The sequence below is a fragment of the Natronocalculus amylovorans genome, from assembly GCF_023638035.1.
In the GTDB taxonomy this organism is placed as follows: Archaea; Halobacteriota; Halobacteria; order Halobacteriales; family Haloferacaceae; genus Natronocalculus; species Natronocalculus amylovorans.
The window spans coordinates 736205-755079 of sequence record NZ_JAKRVX010000001.1; the positions used below are offsets into that span (position 1 = coordinate 736205).

Consider the following 18875-nt stretch of genomic DNA (forward strand, 5'->3'; position numbering starts at 1 on the left):
TTACGGCTGTGGCGGGTCCCCGTCGTAGGTATCGTGATCAGTATAAAAATTCAACAATGCAAACTTGAGTTTCTCCGGTGCAATATCTGTGAGCTCTTTTCGTTCTTCGATCGGGAACGATCGACGAACGCTGTATTTCCCCATATCCGCCTTCGTGTAGCGTTTGTCAGCGACAATTCGAACACCGAAATCGTCTGGTGATCGAATCACCCGACCAAGCGCCTGTCGTGTCTTTCGGATGGTTGGAATCTCAACCGCGTACGCCCAGCCAGCGTCACGACCGCCCGGTTTACCACCGTAAATCCGATCGTATGCATCTTGGACCGCATCCATCCGTTCGGAGAGGTGTGGATACGGAACACCGACCACAGCGATCGTCCGGGCATCATCACCATCAAAGCTCACACCTTCTGCAAGCGTCCCCCAAAGCGAAGTAAAAAGCGTTGCATTGTCGCTTTGGACCAACTGTTGTCGAAGGTCCTCTGTCTTTACGCCCGCTTCATCCAGAATGAGCGTGCCAAGCTCCGTCTCTGCAATCGAGTTTCCACCTAGTCGATCGTAGTATCGCTCTGCCTCTGCATATGATGGGAAAAACAACAGCGTATTCCCGGGAGTGAATCGGATCGCATCGGATAACATATCAGCCAGCACCGCTTGCGTCTCCGGATTCGATCGCTCGCTTGCAAAGAGCGCCGGTGTTTTCACAGCGTATGTTCGACGATTTTCTTCGGGATACTCCAACCCGTATGCCAGTGTCACTGGCGACTCCAGTCCAAGCACGTCCTCAGTTACATCAAATGGGCGAAGCGTTGCGCTCATTAGGACACTTGCATACACCTCCTCGAAGAGTCCGCTTGTCACCTCTCGTGGAATACATGTGTACAGCTCTGCGCGGCCGTACACCTCTTCTGTGCCTGCATCCCGACGGACACCAACTACTGGATGTTGGCCAAGCTCTCCACCTTCGTCCATCCAGGTGCTAATAAATGCGGCTGCTTCCAACGTTTGACACTCCGCACGAGTCGTCGCCTTACCGTCTTTGTATGCTTGTTCGTACTCCTCATCAAGCACCTGCCCAAGTTGGTGTGCTAACTCAATCTCGATTCCAATGCCTCGGCCTTCGTAGCGATCGAGAAACTCCAGTGTCAGATCGTCCCTTGCGTTCTCGTTTGCGATCGCAATATCTTGCCAGTTCTCCCCGACCTGCTCTTTTTCACCAAACCCAAACGAGCTATCATAGGTCTCAGTGAGCGCATCGTGAAACGCTTCGATCACGTTGCGTGCAGGCTCAGCACGTGAATCATCTAGCCCTTCGAGTTCATTGAGTGCCGACGCAAGCGTGTTCTCTGTAAGCGTTCGCGTCGCATGGTCGCGTGCGGCCCCTTCGATGTTATGCGCCTCGTCGAAGACCGTGATGACGTCTGCCGGATCACGATCGAGCCAGCGGAAAAACTGCTCTCTGATCATCGGATCAAGCAGATGGTGGTAGTTACAAACCACAAGATCGACACCCTCCATCCCTTCTTTCAGCAACTCATAGCCACAGAACCCTTGATTACCTGCATGCTCGAAAATCTCATCAGGCGTTCGAACGTCATCAAAAAGCCACGAAAAGAACTCGTCCGTATTCTCTGTGAGGTTGTTGTGATAATGCTCACAGATGTTTGTCTCCGAAATATTCGCAAGCTCTTCATCGAGTGATTCCAACTCCTCAACAACAGCACTCCGTGCGTCTGCCGCAGTTCGATCGCCGCCTTGGCTCTCCGAGAGCAGTTCCTGTTCCCGCGCTTTTAGCTGTGCTTTATCGGCTTGTTTTTCAACGTGTGCGCGTGTTGTATCCCGAAGCGTCTGACACTCCTGATAGCCAACATCGATATGACACATCGATGACTTTCCGCGAAAAACAACTGCTCGAATGGGTTCGGTTCGGGTGATCGATCGTGCATCCTGAATGAATTGTCGCATTTGCTGGTGCACATTTGTCGTGATCACGACCGTCTTGTCGTGCTCCCGTGCATACGATAGCGCTGGTACGAGCGCTGAAAGCGTCTTACCAGTTCCCGGAGCACCCTCTAAGAGTACGTCTTGCTCCCTAGCGAGTGCGTTCTGAATCCGATCGATCGCCTCCCGTTGATTCGGGTACGGCTCCTCGTACGGAAAGAACCGAAGGCTGTCGTCTGCGGTTGCCACTACTGGGTTTTGGCCGCCATGTGGCTAAAAGTCTCGGGAACCACGGTGAAACTGATCGAAAAACGGGGTGGAAAGGCGTATATGGTGCGGTGGATGCTTCCACCCGCATTTCGGTAGCTTTGTTGCCTATATTTAAATCCGTTGGTGGTGTGTGGATCAGATGCATTTTTGAGGCAATATTTTCTGCTATTCTCGCGGATCTCTCTTTGTATGTCAACTGAAACCGCAACTACAACAACGAGTACTGCAACTGAGCTGGGCGATTGGAAAGCAGGTGTCGCTGGCGGCCTCGCCGGTGGGCTCATCTTCGGTGTTATGATGGCCATGATGATGCCGATGATTATGGAGATGGCAATACCAGGCATGTACGGTCTTGAGGGCCCACTTGCTGGGTGGTTCCTCCATCTGTCTCACTCTGCGATTCTCGGTGTTGGCTTCGCTGCGATCGCAGGCCTTGCCCTTTCTCGTGATGCTTCACTCCTCAAAACGATCGGTCTTGGTGTCGTCTACGGGGCTGTCCTCTGGGCGATCCTCGCAACCTTCGTCATGCCAGCATGGGTTGGTGCAATAACGCCGATGGCACCACCAGTCCCCGATGTGAACCCGATGAGTCTCGTTGGACACGTTGTCTACGGTGCAACCCTTGGTAGCGTCTACACCGCAATCGTCAGTAACTAACACGACGGTTCGCCCATTTTTTGTTACTGTCCAAGCAACTCAACCAGTAACGCGTTCTGTGCGTGAAGTCTATTCTCCGCTTGATCCCACACGATCGCGCGATCGCTCTCAACAACTGCATCCGTAATCTCCTCCCCACGGTGGGCCGGCAGACAGTGCATCACTTTTGCATCCGTTCCAGCGAGTAGCTCCTCGTTGAGTTGGAAGCCATCGAACGCTGCCAACTTCTCTTCGCGTTGATTTTCCTGTCCCATGCTGACCCACACATCCGTGTAGACCACATCGACATCTTCGATCGCAGCTTTCGGATCTGTCGTTACGGTAAAATCGCCACCAAGCTCTTTTGCACGCTCGATCACCGTCTCGTCCATTGTGTACGCCGGTGGCGTTGCGATCGAAAGATCGATCCCCGCAAGCGCACAGCCGATCGCAAACGACTGGCCGACATTATTACCATCGCCAACCCATGCAACATTCACGTCGTCGTCGAAGTGTTCTCGGATCGTCAGTAGATCTGCAAGCGTCTGGCATGGGTGTGCATCATCAGTGAGTCCATTAATCACTGGCACATCGCTGTATTCGGCGATTGTCTCGATATCTTCGTGCGAAAACAGCCGCGCCATAATTCCGTCTACATAGCGTGAGGCAGCACGTGCAGTGTCTTTTAACGGCTCTCCATGACCAAGCTGGATATCCTCTGGGCCGAGGAAGATCGCATGCCCACCAAGCTTTGTCATCCCCGTTTCGAACGAGATTCGTGTTCGTGTGCTCGGCTTTTCAAACAACATTCCGAGCGTCTTCTGTGAGAGCTGTGTCTGGTCCGCCCCTGATTTGAGCGCTTCCGCCCGATCGAGCACCTGCTCTACCCCTGCTGCATCAAGATCATCTATATCGAGAAAATTGGTTATTCCAAGTCCTGATTCGTCGCTCATTGTCCGACCCCCATACGTTCACACACGGTTATCAATACATTCACTGCCTTATCAAAGTCTGCAAGTGGGAGGTGTTCATCCGGTGCGTGATCAAGATCAGAGTTACCTGGCCCGTACGTCACCATTGGACAGTTCCACTCGGCTGCAAAGAGATTCATATCACTTGTTCCTGTCTTTCTGAGGAGACGTGGATCGCCCTCCTCACCACGAATCGCAACGCGGAACGCTCTCGCAAGCGGTGTTCGTGGATTCGTCATCACTGGCGGAATTGGCTCCTTCCAATTGACCGTTCCAGTCTCCAGCTGTGCATCCGCTAGCTCACGCACTTCGTCGATCGTTCGATTCGGCGGGACACGCAGTTGCACGTCCACGATCGCCTCCATTGAGAGCCCATCCGAGGATACACCACCATCAAAACCAACTGGCTTTGTCGTCACCTGTTCGAACACCGGCATCCACTCATCCGGGTCAAATGTCTCTTCGACGCGGTTCCACCATGCGATCGCGTGTTGGATCGCATTCGGGTCTGGACGGGACGTGTGCCCGGACTCGCTTGTCGCTACATACGTTCCTGCGACATAGCCACGGTAGCCAAGCGTGATTCCATCCCAACCGGACGGCTCACCGTTGATCACCGCATCCGGCTCATTTCTCGTCTCGACAACGTAGCGTGCGCCACGAGAGCTTGTCTCCTCGCCAACGACACCAATGAATGACGCTCCGGTTTTCACCGCTGCGACGGCCATTGACGCAAGCGGCCCTGTCGCATCAACGCTGCCACGACCCCACAGCTCCGGACCGTCTGTACCCTCCTTGATTTCGACTGGAATATCTCCAGGGACCGTATCAATGTGGGATGTAAGCAGTACAGTATCATCACCCGGTGCATGGACGTTTCCAACGTCATCAATGAACGTTTCACGGCCATTCGCTTCGAAAAACGCTGCAAGCTGTGCTGCGGCTTCCGCTTCCTCGCCTGAGACGGATGGTATCGAAACCAGGTCGTACAGCAACTGTCTCCCGTCCGTATTCAACGCAGGGTGATCGTCTGCGCCGATCGGTTCATACACTGCACTCATGAGAGCGCCTCCGTCAGTGCAGTACCAACCTCGTCTGCATGCTCCTCCTCAATAATAAGCGGCGGCAGGAACCGAACAACCGTTCGCCCTGCAGGCAACGCTAACACACCGCTGTTCAGTGCAAGGTCACGGAGCACGCGGTTTGCCCCGCGTTTCACCTCAACACCGATCATCAGCCCGTTTCCACGCACATCTCTAACTGGGAGGTCGTGTTCCTCAGCAGCGGCTTCGATCGATTCCATCAAATATGATCCAATATCGCCTGCGTGCGTTGGGATATCTTCGGACACGATCGTCTCAAGCGTTGCATTTGCGGCGGCACAGACAACCGGGTTGCCGGAGAACGTTGACCCATGATCTCCGTGATTCTCCGCAATCCAGTCTGCACAGAGCGTCGCACCGAGTGGGAGTCCATTCGCGATCCCTTTTGCGGTTGTCAGCATATCGGGGACAACGCCTGACTGTTCACAGGCCCACAGCGTTCCGGTTCGGCCGACTCCCGTCTGAATCTCATCAAAGACGAGCGCTGCGCCTACATCTTCAGTAATTTCGCGAGCGGATTCGAGATATGACACCGTCGCAGGGTGGATTCCGCCCTCTCCCTGTACCGGTTCGAGAAACACTGCTGCAGTCTCCTCATCAACAACCGATGCAAGTTCCTCGGCATCGCCGTAGCTGACGAACTCAATATCTCCTGCCAGTGGCTCATACGGTGCTTTGTACTTCTTTTTCCACGTCATCGCAAGCGCACCCATTGTTCGACCGTGGAACGCGCGTTTTGTGGCAACGATCTTGGAGTTTCCTGTTGCTGCGCGGGCGAACTTCATCGCGGCTTCGTTTGCCTCCGTTCCTGAGTTACAGAGCCAGACGTTCTCAAGATCGCCTGGTGACACGGCTGCAAGACGATCGTATAACTCTGTTCGAACCGTATTCGGGTACGACGCCTGCACATACGTGAGTGCTTCCGCTTGCGATTGAATCGCGTCGGTCACTGCGGGATGACTATGACCAAGCGGCGTGACAGCGTAGTTTGCACCGAAATCAAGATACTCATTGCCGTTGTCGTCGTATAGGTACGGTCCCTCGCCCGATTCGATCGTGATTGGTTTCTCCGAAAATACAAAACCACTCATTGCTCCACCTCCGTCGTGATTGCAGTTGCGCTGATCGCCGTTCCTGCTCCGTTTAGTGCGGAGACGATCGGATTACGGACGTTCGCATCGGACACATGTACTGTCGTTGCACCGCCTTCGAGCGCCTCTTTTGCAGCCATTACCTTCTTTGTCATGAAGCCTTCTGCGGCCGCTTCGATCGCCGCTAGCTCCTCGCCTGTTTCTGCAGATTCAATCAGTGTGGATGGATCGTCCGGATCAGCATACACGCCTTCCACATCCGTGAGAATCACGAGCTCTGCGCCAAGTGCGCCTGCAACCGCTGCTGCAGAGCGATCGGCGTCAGCATTCACTGCAGTAACGCGTCCGTCTTTCTCCTCGCCGAGCATTGGCACGGAGACGATTGGCGTGTAGCCATCCGAAAGCAACGATTGCAGTAGGGTTGCGTTCACATCGGTAATCTTCCCGGAGTGATCACCGCGCTTGATTTTCTTTTTTCCATCCTCCAACACACGGACTGCTGACTTTCTACGACCCGTAAGCAATCCACCGTCGACGCCAGAGAGCCCAACAGCATCAACGCCTGCGTTTCTAAACAGCGTTGTGAGCTCTGTGTTGAGCTTTCCAGCCATGACCATTGAGAATACGTCCATCGTCTCCTCATCGGTAAATCGACCAGTCACTCCGCTTGGGGTTTCAACATATGTCGGCTCCATACCCATCCGTTCTAACGTCTCATCGACCGCGGTTGAGCCACCGTGAACCACAACGACCTCACGGCCATTCGCGACGAGATGTGCAATATCACCGACCGCACCCTCCGGATCGACGGCTTTTGCGCCACCGATCTTCACAACAACCGGCGGGCTCCGCACTTCGCCACCGTCGGTATAAAGTTGATTCGCCGTGGTGGCGGGCTGTGCTCCCGTCTCATCGTGCCACTCGTGGGCATCAATGAGGTCGTCGTGTGCAGCGAGGAGTTCCTCGCGCGTGTAAGAGGTATGTGTCATATGTGCTCAGTCAATTCGTATAAAAATCTCTCGTCAGCTACGGTGCTCCAACCGGATGTAGACCCATAAATTCGAGCCCTGCTGTCTCTTCAAGCCCGAGCGCGATATTTGCGCCGTGGATCGCTTGCCCGGCTGATCCCTTCATCATGTTGTCGATCGCCGAAAAGACAACAATCCGCTTGTTCGATGGGTCCAGCTCAAATCCGACCTCACCGTAGTTCGTTGCTGCAACTGCTTTCGGCTCTGGGTAGCGGTAGACGCCACCTCCGCCTGCAACCAGCCGCATGAACGGCTCATCTTCGTAGCTACCGCGGTATGCGCTCCAGAGATCGCCCTTCGAGACCGGTGCGCCCGGGAAGACATGACAGGTTGCCGATGCTCCACGAATCATATCCACCGCGTGAACGGTGAACGAAACCGAGACGCCGAGGAACTGTTCGATCTCGGCCTCATGGCGGTGGCTGATCGGTGCGTATGGCCGAACGATTCCCGATCGTTCCGGATGGCTTGACGCTTCGCCACCGCCTGCACCACCCTCTGAGGAGCCTACTTTCACGTCAACAACAATCTGCTCTGATCCGTCGAGAATCTCCGCATCGAACAGCGGTTTCAGGCCAAGAATGGTTGCCGTTGCATTGCAGCCACCACCTGCGATTAGTTCTGCACCAGGGAGCTCTTCACGAGTAAGCTCCGGCAGTGCGTAGACGCTTTTATCTAAATACTCGCTCGCAGTGTGTCCATCATACCACTCATCATACTGTTCAACCGTGTTCAAACGGAAATCGGCAGAGAGATCAACAACGGTATCTGCGTGCTCAAAAAAGGTGTCAATCTGTCCCATTGAGACGCCGTGTGGCGTTGCTGCAAACAAGACATCTACCGATTCAAGATCTGCAGGGTCTGAAAATCGCAGATCGACGCCGCGGAGATTCGGATGCACCGATCCAACGGTTTTACGATCGTACGATCGACTGGTTGCTTGTGCAATCTCAAAGTTCGGGTGACCTGCAAGCAGACGCAGTAGCTCGCCACCAGTAAATCCCGAGCCACCAATAACGGCAGCACTGAGCGTTTCACCCTCGCTCATATCGCTGGCGCCTCCGCCTTTTCGTCGCTCGTTTCGGCCGCTTTTGCTTCCATCCAATCGACAACCTTTGCTGGGACATCGACTGGTGTCGCCTCGTTGAGTGCTTTGAACTCAACTGTGTGATTCACTTCGTGGACAGTGTATTCGCCGCTTCCTGCACCACCGACTTCCATCAGATCGACGCCAAGTAGCCCGCCGCCGACTGCGTCGCTTGCTTTCTTCACAAGCTCAAGCGCAGTCTCATCCAACTCGAATGCGGCTGTCTTCCCACCTTTTGCCGCATTTGTGAGCCAGTGATCCGATGAGCGCGTCATCGCAGCGATCGGCTCACCATCCGTTGCCAGCACGCGAATATCGCGACCTGGTTTTGCAACGAACTCTTGGACATAGAACACTTTGTGCTCGTAGTGCCCAAGCGTTGCTTTGTGCTCTAAGATAGCCTCTGCGGCGTTACGCGAGTCGATCTTTGCCATTAGGCGTCCCCACGAGCCAACGACTGGCTTCAGGACACATGGATAGCCGAACGATTCGATCGCCTCGAGCGCCGCATCAGTCGTGAATGCGACTTTCGTCACTGGTGTTGGGACGCCTGCATTCGCGAGCGCGAGACTGTTTTTTGCTTTGTCAGCACAAATATCAGCCGTCTTTGGGCTGTTGATCACGGTTGCGCCGTAGCTTTCGAGGAACTCGGTCGCATACAGCGATCGGCTCGTTGCCAGACAGCGGTCGACCACAAGATCGAGATTCGAAATATCCGCTGTCGTCCCGTCTAAGCTAAACTGCTGTTTACGGACGTCGATTTTTTCGACATCGTGACCGCGATTGCGAAGCTCAGAGAGGAGGAGTTTCTCATCGCGGCGGATTCGAGAGTAGAGTATTCCGACGTGCACTGTTACTCACCCCAGTCCTCTTCGAGCTCAGGGGCTCGGTCGAGGACTGGCGGCTCGGTGTCAATAACTTCGAGCTCTGCGCCACAGGTTCCACAGTCAATAATCTCTCCAGCTTCCAAATCGTCGTGTAGGGACAGCTCAGCCCCGCACTCGACGCATTCTGCTTCTGTCATAGTGTACCTACCTCTACTGGGTATGAATACATAAAGGCTTCGAACTTGTCAGAAATTAAACAAAAGATAGAGGCTCAGCTAACGGAGATATCAGGCGTTTCAGCAATTCGTAGAAATTCTCGGTTAAATTTCATGTTTAGATATCTGTCCCCAAGGGGGACCGCGGGGGTTGTCGTACGACCCGCCGGGGTCGCATTCGTGGCACTCGTCGCGGTTGGCATTCAGACATACTGTTGCACCTCTGTCATACGCATCTCAGTTGCAGCCGCAAGCGAACTGGTCCGATCGACAAGTGCGTTTTCTGCAATCTGCAGCTCATCCACTGCTTTTTCAAGCGTCTCTGTAACTGCCGTCGGTGCAGGCCCGCCCTGAGAGTCACGACTCACAACGCTTTGGTGTGGGTCAAGCGCATCTTCGATCGATTCCGCTGTCACATACTCATATAGTGACTCACCCAGTACCTTTTGCGCGGCCGCGTCAAGATTTGCGGCAGTAACTTTCGAATCCGTTGATTCAGCCGCTTCTGCAGCATCCGCGACTACCTCATGGGCGGTTCTGAACGGTAGCCCTGCCATTGCGAGCAGGTCCGCGATTCCCGTGGCCGTTGAGAACCCATCTCCTGCAGCGTCTGCGAGTATTTCATCGTTCCAGCTTGCAGTCGTCACCGCACCGGCTGCGATCAACGTTGCTTCACTGACGACATCGATCGCCTCAAATGTGTGTCCGTGCGCACGCTGTAGGTCGCGGTTATACGCACGTGGAAGCCCTTTTAACGTTGTCAACAATCCAGTTAGCGCCCCAGTTGCATCACCTGCAACCGCACGCGTTAGCTCCAGTGTATCCGGATTCTTTTTTTGCGGCATGATTGACGATGTTGATGAGTACGCATCTGCGAGATCGACGAACCCTTTGTTCGCAAAAATAATTAGATCCTCTGCAAGTCCCGACAACGTCGTCGCATGTGTTGCTAGTGCAGCGGTTGTCTCCGCAAGGAAATCACGCGCTGAGGAGCTGTCCATCGAGTTGCGCATCACGCCGTCAAAGCCAAGTAGCTCTGCTGTGCGCTCGCGATCGATATCGAACGGTGTTCCAGCAAACGCAGCGCCACCGAGCGGTGACTGATTTGTGCGATCGTACGCATCAACCAGTCGTGCTGTATCACGCGCGACTGTTGCCTCGTAGGACAACAGATAGTGCGCAACCGTAATCGGTTGTGCTGGCTGTAGATGCGTATAGCCGGGCATCGTTGTTTCGACGTGTTTGCGTGCCGTTTCGATCAGTCCTTCCCGAAGCGCGATCGTTGCTTCGATCGCATCAATGATATCTGCACGAAGTTGGTAGCGAATACACGCTGCAACCTCATCGTTGCGGCTTCGCGCGGTATGCATCTTACCGCCATCCGGACCGATGTGACCAATCACGGCTGATTCGATCGCTTCGTGGACATCCTCTCCATCCGGAAGTGCACTGTGCCCATCCGCTTCGACTGTCTCTAACGCCCCAAGAATTGCGCCTGCCTCAGACTCACTGAGTATCTCTTGCTCTACAAGCATGAGTGTATGTGCGCGATCGACCGCGAGATCCGCAGCAAAAATGCGCTCATCTGCTTGCAGACTCGACATGAACCCACGGGCAGGCCCGCCGCTAAAGCGATCGCGACGAATCACTGTCTCGGAGCGTTTCTCAGACATTGTTATTCGAGCTGGCCGCCGTCTGCTTTCAGTTTCGGCTCTTCGTCATCTTCCGTCTCTGTGTTCTTTTGTGCAATTGACGCAGTGACCTGGTTTGCAAGACGGCTCTGGAAGCCGTGGTATTTTGCAACGCCGGTTGCATCTTCCTGCTCAATTCCGTCAACCGTCTCGGTGTTGAACGACGCTGCCGATTCGGAGTACACGGCGTACTCGCTGTCACGTCCAACGACGCGTGCTTGTCCACCTTGGAATTTGATCGTCACCGTACCGGTGACCTTTGTCTGTGTCTCCGCAATGAATCCTTCGAGCGCTTTGACAACCGGTGCATCGACGAGTCCTTCATAGCCTTTCTGGGACCATTCGTTGTCAACCTGCATTTTGAAGTCGCGCTCGTCTTTGGTCAGCACAAGCCCTTCAAGCCCTTTGTGTGCGTTGAGAAGCGTTGTCGCTGCCGGGTGCTCGTAATTCTCGCGAACTTTGAGTCCGAGCATACGATCCTCCATCATGTCCGTCCGGCCGACGCCGTAGGCACCTGCTTTCTCATTAAGAATCTCAATCAGCTCAACCGGTGTCACTTCTTCACCGTCAAGCGCAACTGGGTAGCCGTTCTCGAATTCGAGCTCGATTGTCTCTGTCTCACCCGTTGGTGCTGTTGTCCACTCGTAGATGTCCTCCGGTGGGACGTAGCTTGGGTCTTCGAGGTTTCCACCCTCAATCGAGCGGCTCCAAATATTGGTATCGATCGACCAGACACCTTCGTTGCCACCCTGCACTGGGAGGTTTTTCTTTTCTGCATACTCCATCTCCCACTTGCGTGTGAGGCCGAGTTCACGCACGGGTGCGATCACTTCAAGATCGCTTCCACGCCAGACCGTCTCGAATCTGAGCTGATCGTTTCCTTTTCCAGTACAGCCGTGTGCGATCCCCGTACAGCCTTTTTCGATCGCTAATTCAAGAATCGCCTTCGCGATTACTGGGCGCGCAAGCGCAGTTCCGAGTGGGTACCCTTGGTAATCCGCGTTTGCGCGAACGCTGTCAAGACAAAGCTGTGCAAACTCATCTTTTGCGTCGATCACGTAGTGTTCAAGATCGAGTGCGTCTGCCGTCTCTTCGGCTTCAACGAACTCCGCTTCTGGCTGTCCTACATCGACTGTGATTCCAATTACTTCGTCGTATCCGTACTCTTCTTCTAAGAGCGGAACGCATACTGTTGTGTCAAGTCCACCGCTGAACGCGAGTGCCACGCGCTGTGTCATTACCTCCTTCTCATACCTTGCACCTATTAAATTCAACGCTTTAGCTTTTGAAATAAAATAAGATACTGGATACTATGCGACCAAAAACTGGATGGTATTGAGGGAACATCTTCGACGGCGACGTGGAAAGTAAGTATAATTTAGGCCCAAAGGGCCGGCCGTCGCCGAGCACCGACCGGTCGTGGTCGGTGTCGTGGTTGTCGGACCCGCCGCTCTCGGAAACAGAGCGAATCAAAACGGCGAGTTCCGTTCATTATCGAATTATGTGATCCAATCGTACAAAAGGATGTCGTGATGTCTGTTAGTCATCCACATTCGGCGTTTTCGGGGTCTTTTGTGTTCCAAACCGAATTTCAAACCGTGCGCCACCTGATTTGCTCTCTTCAATACAGATTGACCATCCGTGATTTTCGACAACCTGTTCGACAATCATCAGACCAAATCCGGTCCCCTCTTCTGCAGTTGAGTACTCCATGTCAAATACGCTCTCGCGTACATCTGCTGGAATCCCCGGCCCATTGTCTTCGACATAGAATCCATCGTTGATTGTTCCAACACCGATTGAGACTATTTCTCCACCATGACGTACAGCATTACTGAAGAGATTCTCAAAGAGCTGTCGTAGTTGACTCTCCGACCCAGAGACGGTTGGCAGTGCATCTTCAACAGAGAGCGTTGCTTGCTCGTGTTCGATCATTTCCCATGCGTCAGCGACACACTCATCCAGCGACAACTGTTCATGTGTCTTGCCATCCCGATCACCACCAGCCAATGACAAGAGATCATTTGTAAGCGACTCAACACGCTCTATTGCATCAATGACTGGTTCGAGATGGGTAACATCTCCCGTTTCGTATGCCATTTTTGCGCGCCCATTTGCGATATTGAGCGGATTGCGTATATCATGCGAAATGATCCCCAACAGCTCGTCTAACCGATCGCGCTGCGTAGCAATCAGTTCCTCTCGCTCGATGCTTCGGAGTGTTGAGCGAATATTTGCGCCCAAAAGCTCCGCAAGCGACCGCTCGTTGTGTGTAAACGGTAGTGCACTCGTCGAAGCAAAAACAATCACACCATACTCTGCAAGTGGGACGTGTAGCTCATTTCTGAACGGTGTGTCGTCATTATACCGGTTAGGGTCCGATTGAATTTCGTTATGATACACTGCCACCCCGCTATTGAATGCGTCCCAAATTAACCCATCACCGCGCTCGAACGTTGGTGGCTCCCCTCCAAGCACTCGTTCTAGCGCTTGTGTATGTGCGATCGGTTCCAACTGTTCGGTCTCCGCATCGTACAGATGGAGCCCAACTTTATCGAATCCAAGAATCAGATCTGATGCACGGACGGCGATCTGTGCCACTTCCGACCGGCTTTCTGCTTCAATAAGCGACTGCGTTACGTCATGTAATGCGTTTAGTTGGTCCTCACGCCGCTTTCGGTGGGTAATATCTCGTGCAATACCAACAATCTGAATTGACTCATCAACCTCATTATATACGCTTTTGGCAGTATCGTGTATCCACCGGATATCTCCATTTGGCCGACTAATTCGGTACTCAATATCCAAATCAGCTGTATCTGCGCGCGTTAATTCTTCTGTCACTCGATCGCGGTCTTCATGGTATATTGTCTCCAAGAATGCGTCAGCATCTTCATATAGCTCGTCCGGCGATCGTTGCCAAATTCGCTCATAAGAGTCACTAATAAAAACAACCTGTTTCTTATCTCCCTCTCTGATCCAGACCACTTCATCGAGGTTTTCGGTCAGCAACTCGAAGCGTTCGGTTTGTTCTCTCAGTCGCTGCTCTCGCTTTTTGTACGCTGTGAGATCCTTCACCACACCGCAGATTAAATCGGTCTGTTCTGGTCTATCAAGACGTGTTGCAGTATATTCGACCGGTATCTGCGTTCCATCAGCAGCCTGTAATTTACCCCTGAGGTGCACCGTTGCGCCGTCAAGAATGTCTGCTATCTTATTTTTTGTTTCTGCAACCCCCTCTTCTGGAATAAGTTCGAGTGCGTTCTTTCCGGCTAGCTCATCGGCACTGTAGCCTGTCAGTGACTCTAATGAGCCATTCCAGTACTGTAGTCGATACTCTGCATCAAGAACGAAAATGATGTCATCAACAGCATTAATAACCGTTCGAAGCGCCGCTGTATCAAGGTTTTTAACCCGTTGAGTTCCCTGCTGTTGACTGTTATCCGAGACTGCCCTATGGTCTCTACGTTCTTGCACTGTGAACCACCTACTCCACGGGGATACTAAAATGGTACTACCGGATCGACTACTGGCCCAACACCGCCAAGCCAGAGCACGATCGCAATTCCCAGTGCCCCCGCGGGTGGAATTGTAAGGTTATCATCCACTGGGATCCCACGAATGATTGGTTTAATCCCGTCTGCGATCGCCGCCGCCACTGCACCGAGAGCGGCTGCAAGCACTGCGATGAACCCTCCAACCGCTGGTACAACAATCACCGCAGCCAGTGTGAAACAGACGATCGACATGGCAATCCATACTTGTGGTGCCTTGTGCTCGTGTGGACCATTTGAACCAAGCATTCCGCTAATCGGATCGCCAATACTCAACATCAACATTGCGGGAATCGCAACGACTGGCGTAAACATCAATCCAACCGCGGACATGCTTATCATATATAATGCGTAGCCTGCGATCGACTCCTGTTCATACTCCCGTGTGAGTTCATCATAGATCCGATGATTCAACCCAACACCCAACCGAAGAAACTCCAATATAAAAACGATCGCTGTTGCTAACAGCAACACATATCTGACCTGTGTCCACGTTGCGAGGTTCAACAAATACAACAGCGGAATTCCAACACCGCTTGCATGGACTACCCGTCTTCCAAGTTCAAGTGACACGCTGGCTCTTACTCCGTCGAAACACCTGTTTCGACAACTGTGTAGGCCTCGATGAGATCATCAAACGATCGACTATCTTCGCTACGTAACAACGCTGATAGCTCCGTATTTAGCTCCGAAGCAGGTACCCGAACCTGTGCTGCGGTATCCCGCTCACGAACCGTCACTGTGTTTGGTTCGTCGCCTTCGATTCCATCTCGATCGACTGTGACGCAGAATGCGGTTCCGATCTCATCCTGTCGGCGGTAGCGACGGCCGATCGACCCCGACTCATCATATGTCACGCTCAGTCCGCTTGATCGCAGTTCCCGGAGAATATCCGAGGAGAGACCCAACAACGAATCCTCTTTGACAAGCGGGAACACTGCAACATCGGTTGGCGCAACTTCCGGTGCAAGCGAGAGATATGTCCGCTCTTCACCGTCAACTTCGTCCTCGCTGTATGCGTGCTCCAGTAGCGTGTAGACGGTCCGGCCAACACCAAACGATGGCTCGACAACGTGTGGTGTGATGTGTTCTCCGGATTCTGTCTGCTCTTCGACCGAGAAATTAGCTATGTCGCTTTCGACGGTGTAGCGCTCACCATCAACCTCAACAGAGACAGTCTCTGCATCAAACGCACTCGGATCGCGCTCAGCCAGCGCTGTGAGCTCGTCTGCAATTTGTGCTGCGGCCCCCCCGAACTTTGGGCCAAGCGCGGACATATCCGGATCAACAACGGCCTTTTCTACGGTCTGTGGCTCATCATATCGTTTGAATACGGTAAAGCGCTCATCGGAGTACTTGCCATGCTTTGAGAGATCGTAATCGCCACGATATGCAAAGCCTGCAATCTCGATCCAGTTGCCCGAAATCTCCGCCTCTGCATCCCAACAGTCAGAAGCGTAGTGTGCGCGCTCACCAGGGAGATGTTGACGGAACCGGAATCGGTCCATATCCACCCCCACTCGTTCGTACCACTCTTGCGCAATTCCGAGGAAGTATGCAACCCATGGGGAGGCGATCGTTCCTGCCTCGACTGCCGCGCCGATCGTTGTCTCAATGTATTCGCCATTCTCCGACTCCTGTTCTGGAACCGGATATAGCGTCACCGAAACATCCTCAACGGTAGCAAGTGGTGGCTCATCCTCCTCTGGATCGATGAACTGCTCAAGTTCAGCCTGCGTAAACTCGCGCACGCGAATAATCCCCCGACGTGGGCTGATTTCGTTTCGGTAGGCTGGACCGATCTGTGTCACACCAAACGGCAGTTGGCCGCGCGCATACTCTCGCAGTCGCGGGAACTCAACAAAGATTCCTTGCGCCGTCTCCGGTCGCATATACCCCGGCTGTCCCGTTCCCGGGCCGATCGATGTCTCAAACATGAGGTTGAAATCCTCAACCGGCTCGCCTGCGAGCGACGCACTACATGCGGGGCACTCAAGTTCGTGTTCCGCGATGAGTTCGCCTACTGCTTCGAGTCCAAGCGCTTCAGCATCCTCGATCCCCGCGACGTTGTCCTCGATCAAGTGATCTGCACGATGGCTCTGTCCACATTCGGCACACTCAACCAGCATATCATCGAAGCCCTCTAAGTGCCCTGACGCCTCAAACACCGCTTCAGGCATGATGGTTGGTGCTTCGATCTCGTCATTACCGAGTCTGACGGTAAACTGATCACGCCATGCTGACTCAACGTTCCGTTTCAGTGCTGCCCCTTGTGGACCAAAGGTGTAGAACCCTGCAACACCGCCGTAGACTTCGTTCGAGCCGAAAAAGAACCCTCGGCGCTTCGAGAGCTCCATAATGTCTGCTTGTTTTGCCATCTATACTGCCTCCAGCAGATCAATATCCCGAACCATTCCGACCAACTCACCACCAGAAACAAGTGGAATCTGTTCAATATCGGATGAAATCATCTCCTGGGCTGCCTCTTTTGCCGTTCTCCGTTTGCTCACGGTTACCGTATCTGCGGTCATGAACTCCGAAACCGGCTCGACTGGGATTTCGACGTTTCGGGTTGGGAGGTAGCGTCCACCGACTGCTTTGATTCCTTCCCATGCCCATTCTGAGTCCTGTTCTGCGATCGATTCACCAGTGTTGTCCTCACCTTCAACAACACGCGCAACTTTGACTATATCTGCCTCCGTGATGATGCCTGCCATCTCTGCATCATCGTCCAACACGACTGCGTACGGGACGTTTGAGTAGTAGATCTCTCGCTCTGCCACAGGCAGTGGTGTCTCGATATATGTGGTATTGACTTCTGCTGTTGCGAGCAAGCCAACGGTGGCCTCACCGTTTGCGTTTCCACGTGCGATCGCTCGAATTACATCCGTGACGGTAATGATCCCATCAAGCGTTGGCTGTTCCGCGCCGGATGTAACTGGAACACGTCGTGCACCCTCCCGGACCATCAGCGCAGCGGCCTCCGACAACGTTGCATCCGTTCCGATCGTTGGGACTTCTCGCATCAAAAGCGCAAGCTGGTCTTCATCCGGATTCTCAATCAAGTCATCCCGGGAGACAAGTCCACGGAAAACCGACACACCGTCTACATCTTTTACAACTGGAACCGATGAAAAGCCGTGATCTTGCAAGTACGTTAAAACATCATCGCGAGTACCTGGCAACGAAACCGTCACCAACTTCTCGGCTGGCGTCATCGCGTCTGCTACGTTCATAAACGGTTCTACCGTTGGCCAGCCTCTTGTATACTCCGAAGCGATCGCTTTTCGAACCGTAAACCATACATGAATATGTTTATTATTTGACTCTCGCTTCGACGGGTTTATATACTAGAGGGTGTGACTGTCAACCATGACACCGAACCCCACACCAGGCTCGGACGATTCGGACACTGAGGTTATGGCCTCAGTTGAAGCAGCAAACGCTCGTTCGACGCTTATTATTGCGGATGTGTCCCGCGATGAGGCGTGGGTGTCGGTACAGACAACCGACGCGCCAGTCCTTTCAGAATGGTGCTAATCGTCTGTTGACTCTCGAACCTCGTTTTCTTTTTCCCAGCCCCGAATAAGTCCGAGCAGTGTCTTCGTCATTGGAACGTCAACCCCGTAGCGATCAGCTCTCTCACGGACAACACCGCATATTGCATCAATCTCCGTTCGCTTGCCTGCATCCACATCCTGCAACATTGATGAACGGTTTGCAGCCGTTGCTGTAACCACACGCTCAAGCTCGGCGATCGCCTCTCGGTTTGAGAGCGGAACGCCGCTTTGCCGCGCGGTTCGCGCTGACTCTTTCGTCGCTTGCCGTGCGATCGTCCGCAACGGCTCTGATTGCAATGCCCCATTTTTGACGCGCGCGAGCGCGGTCACGGGATTGATTCCTGCATTCACTGCGACTTTCTTCCACCGCCGTGTTGGCATATCTGTCCCAACAATGGTATTGATTCCACACTGATCGAAGGCATCCCCCGCACGGTCCGCGTGGCTACTCTTGCCACCACCATGTGCGCCAAGGACAACCTCTCCAATCCCAGTACACGTGACTCTTCCAGGCTCAGTGTGTTGTGCACCGTACGTGACCGTCCCTGCAAGCACTTCTGCATCGATCGCTGCTGCTAATTGCTCTTCTGTAAGCCCATTTTGGAGCGACAGAACGGCTTGATACGAGCCGCTTTTGATGACTTCGATCGCGCTTGCTGTATCATACGTTTTGACAGTCACAACTGCAAGCGCTGCGTCCGCCCCTGTTGCATCGGTCACTGCCTGTGGATATGTCTGCTCGTCGATCGCACCGGTTATATTCAGCCCGTTTTTTTGGATCGCGGCCATATGCGGGCCTCGGCCAACCAATGTCACCGCGTGCTTGCGGGCAAGCAAGCCACCGATCAGCGTTCCAAGGCTCCCAGCACCAATGACAACGATCTCCATGTGGCTCTGTTTC

Annotated in this window: 17 protein-coding genes; 2 read left to right on the top strand and 15 right to left on the bottom strand. The window is 53.5% G+C overall.

The features are described from left to right. A complete protein-coding gene (locus AArcSt2_RS03935; protein WP_250583026.1) occupies positions 1-2190 on the bottom strand; it encodes an ATP-dependent DNA helicase in 2190 nt (729 codons plus the stop codon). Positions 2191-2400: 210 nt separating this feature from the next. Between AArcSt2_RS03935 and AArcSt2_RS03940 the strand changes: the two genes are divergently transcribed. Further along, positions 2401-2868 (top strand): histidine kinase, encoded by a 468-nt coding sequence (locus AArcSt2_RS03940; RefSeq protein WP_250583028.1) that lies wholly within the window; start codon positions 2401-2403, stop codon positions 2866-2868. A gap of 23 nt (positions 2869-2891) precedes the next feature. Here the strand turns inward: AArcSt2_RS03940 and argF are convergent, their stop codons facing one another. The 13 genes from argF to AArcSt2_RS04005 all read right to left on the bottom strand — a co-directional run bounded on the left by argF (position 2892) and on the right by AArcSt2_RS04005 (position 17650). Further along, entirely contained in the window at positions 2892-3800 is a 909-nt protein-coding gene (gene argF / locus AArcSt2_RS03945; RefSeq protein WP_250583030.1) for an ornithine carbamoyltransferase, read from the bottom strand. Beyond that, a complete protein-coding gene (locus AArcSt2_RS03950; RefSeq protein WP_250583032.1) occupies positions 3797-4879 on the bottom strand; it encodes a [LysW]-lysine hydrolase in 1083 nt (360 codons plus the stop codon). The genes argF and AArcSt2_RS03950 overlap by 4 nt, the downstream gene beginning before the upstream one ends. After that, positions 4876-6012, bottom strand: a complete 1137-nt coding sequence (locus AArcSt2_RS03955) for an aspartate aminotransferase family protein (protein ID WP_250583034.1) — start codon at positions 6010-6012, stop codon at positions 4876-4878. The genes AArcSt2_RS03950 and AArcSt2_RS03955 overlap by 4 nt, the downstream gene beginning before the upstream one ends. Next, a complete protein-coding gene (locus AArcSt2_RS03960; RefSeq protein WP_174652398.1) occupies positions 6009-7001 on the bottom strand; it encodes an acetylglutamate/acetylaminoadipate kinase in 993 nt (330 codons plus the stop codon). Before AArcSt2_RS03960 ends, AArcSt2_RS03955 begins: the two co-directional genes overlap by 4 nt. A gap of 37 nt (positions 7002-7038) precedes the next feature. Beyond that, a complete protein-coding gene (gene argC, locus AArcSt2_RS03965) occupies positions 7039-8088 on the bottom strand; it encodes an N-acetyl-gamma-glutamyl-phosphate reductase (RefSeq protein WP_250583036.1) in 1050 nt (349 codons plus the stop codon). Beyond that, entirely contained in the window at positions 8085-8978 is an 894-nt protein-coding gene (gene lysX, locus AArcSt2_RS03970) for a lysine biosynthesis protein LysX (RefSeq protein WP_250583038.1), read from the bottom strand. Before lysX ends, argC begins: the two co-directional genes overlap by 4 nt. A 2-nt stretch (positions 8979-8980) precedes the next feature. After that, positions 8981-9151: a lysine biosynthesis protein LysW gene (gene lysW / locus AArcSt2_RS03975; RefSeq protein WP_174652395.1), complete on the bottom strand. Its 171-nt coding sequence runs from the start codon at positions 9149-9151 to the stop codon at positions 8981-8983. A 221-nt stretch (positions 9152-9372) separates the two neighbouring features. Continuing rightward, positions 9373-10842, bottom strand: a complete 1470-nt coding sequence (gene argH, locus AArcSt2_RS03980) for an argininosuccinate lyase (RefSeq protein ID WP_250583041.1) — start codon at positions 10840-10842, stop codon at positions 9373-9375. 2 nt (positions 10843-10844) lie between these two features. Continuing rightward, positions 10845-12098: an argininosuccinate synthase gene (locus AArcSt2_RS03985; protein ID WP_250583043.1), complete on the bottom strand. Its 1254-nt coding sequence runs from the start codon at positions 12096-12098 to the stop codon at positions 10845-10847. Positions 12099-12399: 301 nt separating this feature from the next. Continuing rightward, on the bottom strand, positions 12400-14337 hold the full coding sequence (locus AArcSt2_RS03990; protein ID WP_250583045.1) for a PAS domain S-box protein: 1938 nt from the start codon (positions 14335-14337) through the stop codon (positions 12400-12402). Positions 14338-14363: 26 nt separating this feature from the next. Next, on the bottom strand, positions 14364-14987 hold the full coding sequence (locus AArcSt2_RS03995) for a diacylglycerol/polyprenol kinase family protein (RefSeq protein WP_250583047.1): 624 nt from the start codon (positions 14985-14987) through the stop codon (positions 14364-14366). Positions 14988-14995: 8 nt separating this feature from the next. Next, positions 14996-16792, bottom strand: coding sequence for a glycine--tRNA ligase (gene glyS / locus AArcSt2_RS04000; protein WP_250583049.1), 1797 nt, complete (start codon positions 16790-16792; stop codon positions 14996-14998). After that, complete coding sequence (locus AArcSt2_RS04005) at positions 16793-17650, bottom strand: CBS domain-containing protein (protein ID WP_174652389.1); 858 nt, start codon at positions 17648-17650, stop codon at positions 16793-16795. Between the two features lie 136 nt (positions 17651-17786). Between AArcSt2_RS04005 and AArcSt2_RS04010 the strand changes: the two genes are divergently transcribed. Beyond that, positions 17787-17954 carry a DUF7556 family protein gene (locus tag AArcSt2_RS04010; RefSeq protein WP_174652388.1) on the top strand — a complete coding sequence of 56 codons (168 nt, stop codon included), beginning with the start codon at positions 17787-17789 and terminating at the stop codon, positions 17952-17954. Here AArcSt2_RS04010 and AArcSt2_RS04015 read toward each other — a convergent pair. Beyond that, on the bottom strand, positions 17951-18862 hold the full coding sequence (locus AArcSt2_RS04015) for a ketopantoate reductase family protein (protein WP_250583051.1): 912 nt from the start codon (positions 18860-18862) through the stop codon (positions 17951-17953). The genes AArcSt2_RS04010 and AArcSt2_RS04015 overlap by 4 nt on opposite strands. Between the last annotated feature and the right edge of the window lie 13 nt (positions 18863-18875).

Bases quoted from the DNA above. Each gene is read 5' to 3' on its own strand.
- AArcSt2_RS03940 (WP_250583028.1), top strand. From the start codon at position 2,401: ATGTCAACTGAAACCGCAACTACAACAACGAGTACTGCAACTGAGCTG.
- argF (WP_250583030.1), bottom strand. From the start codon at position 3,800: ATGAGCGACGAATCAGGACTTGGAATAACCAATTTTCTCGATATAGAT.
- AArcSt2_RS03950 (WP_250583032.1), bottom strand. From the start codon at position 4,879: ATGAGTGCAGTGTATGAACCGATCGGCGCAGACGATCACCCTGCGTTG.
- AArcSt2_RS03955 (WP_250583034.1), bottom strand. From the start codon at position 6,012: ATGAGTGGTTTTGTATTTTCGGAGAAACCAATCACGATCGAATCGGGC.
- AArcSt2_RS03960 (WP_174652398.1), bottom strand. From the start codon at position 7,001: ATGACACATACCTCTTACACGCGCGAGGAACTCCTCGCTGCACACGAC.
- argC (WP_250583036.1), bottom strand. From the start codon at position 8,088: ATGAGCGAGGGTGAAACGCTCAGTGCTGCCGTTATTGGTGGCTCGGGA.
- lysW (WP_174652395.1), bottom strand. From the start codon at position 9,151: ATGACAGAAGCAGAATGCGTCGAGTGCGGGGCTGAGCTGTCCCTACAC.
- argH (WP_250583041.1), bottom strand. From the start codon at position 10,842: ATGTCTGAGAAACGCTCCGAGACAGTGATTCGTCGCGATCGCTTTAGC.
- AArcSt2_RS03985 (WP_250583043.1), bottom strand. From the start codon at position 12,098: ATGACACAGCGCGTGGCACTCGCGTTCAGCGGTGGACTTGACACAACA.
- glyS (WP_250583049.1), bottom strand. From the start codon at position 16,792: ATGGCAAAACAAGCAGACATTATGGAGCTCTCGAAGCGCCGAGGGTTC.
- AArcSt2_RS04005 (WP_174652389.1), bottom strand. From the start codon at position 17,650: ATGAACGTAGCAGACGCGATGACGCCAGCCGAGAAGTTGGTGACGGTT.
- AArcSt2_RS04010 (WP_174652388.1), top strand. From the start codon at position 17,787: ATGACACCGAACCCCACACCAGGCTCGGACGATTCGGACACTGAGGTT.
- AArcSt2_RS04015 (WP_250583051.1), bottom strand. From the start codon at position 18,862: ATGGAGATCGTTGTCATTGGTGCTGGGAGCCTTGGAACGCTGATCGGT.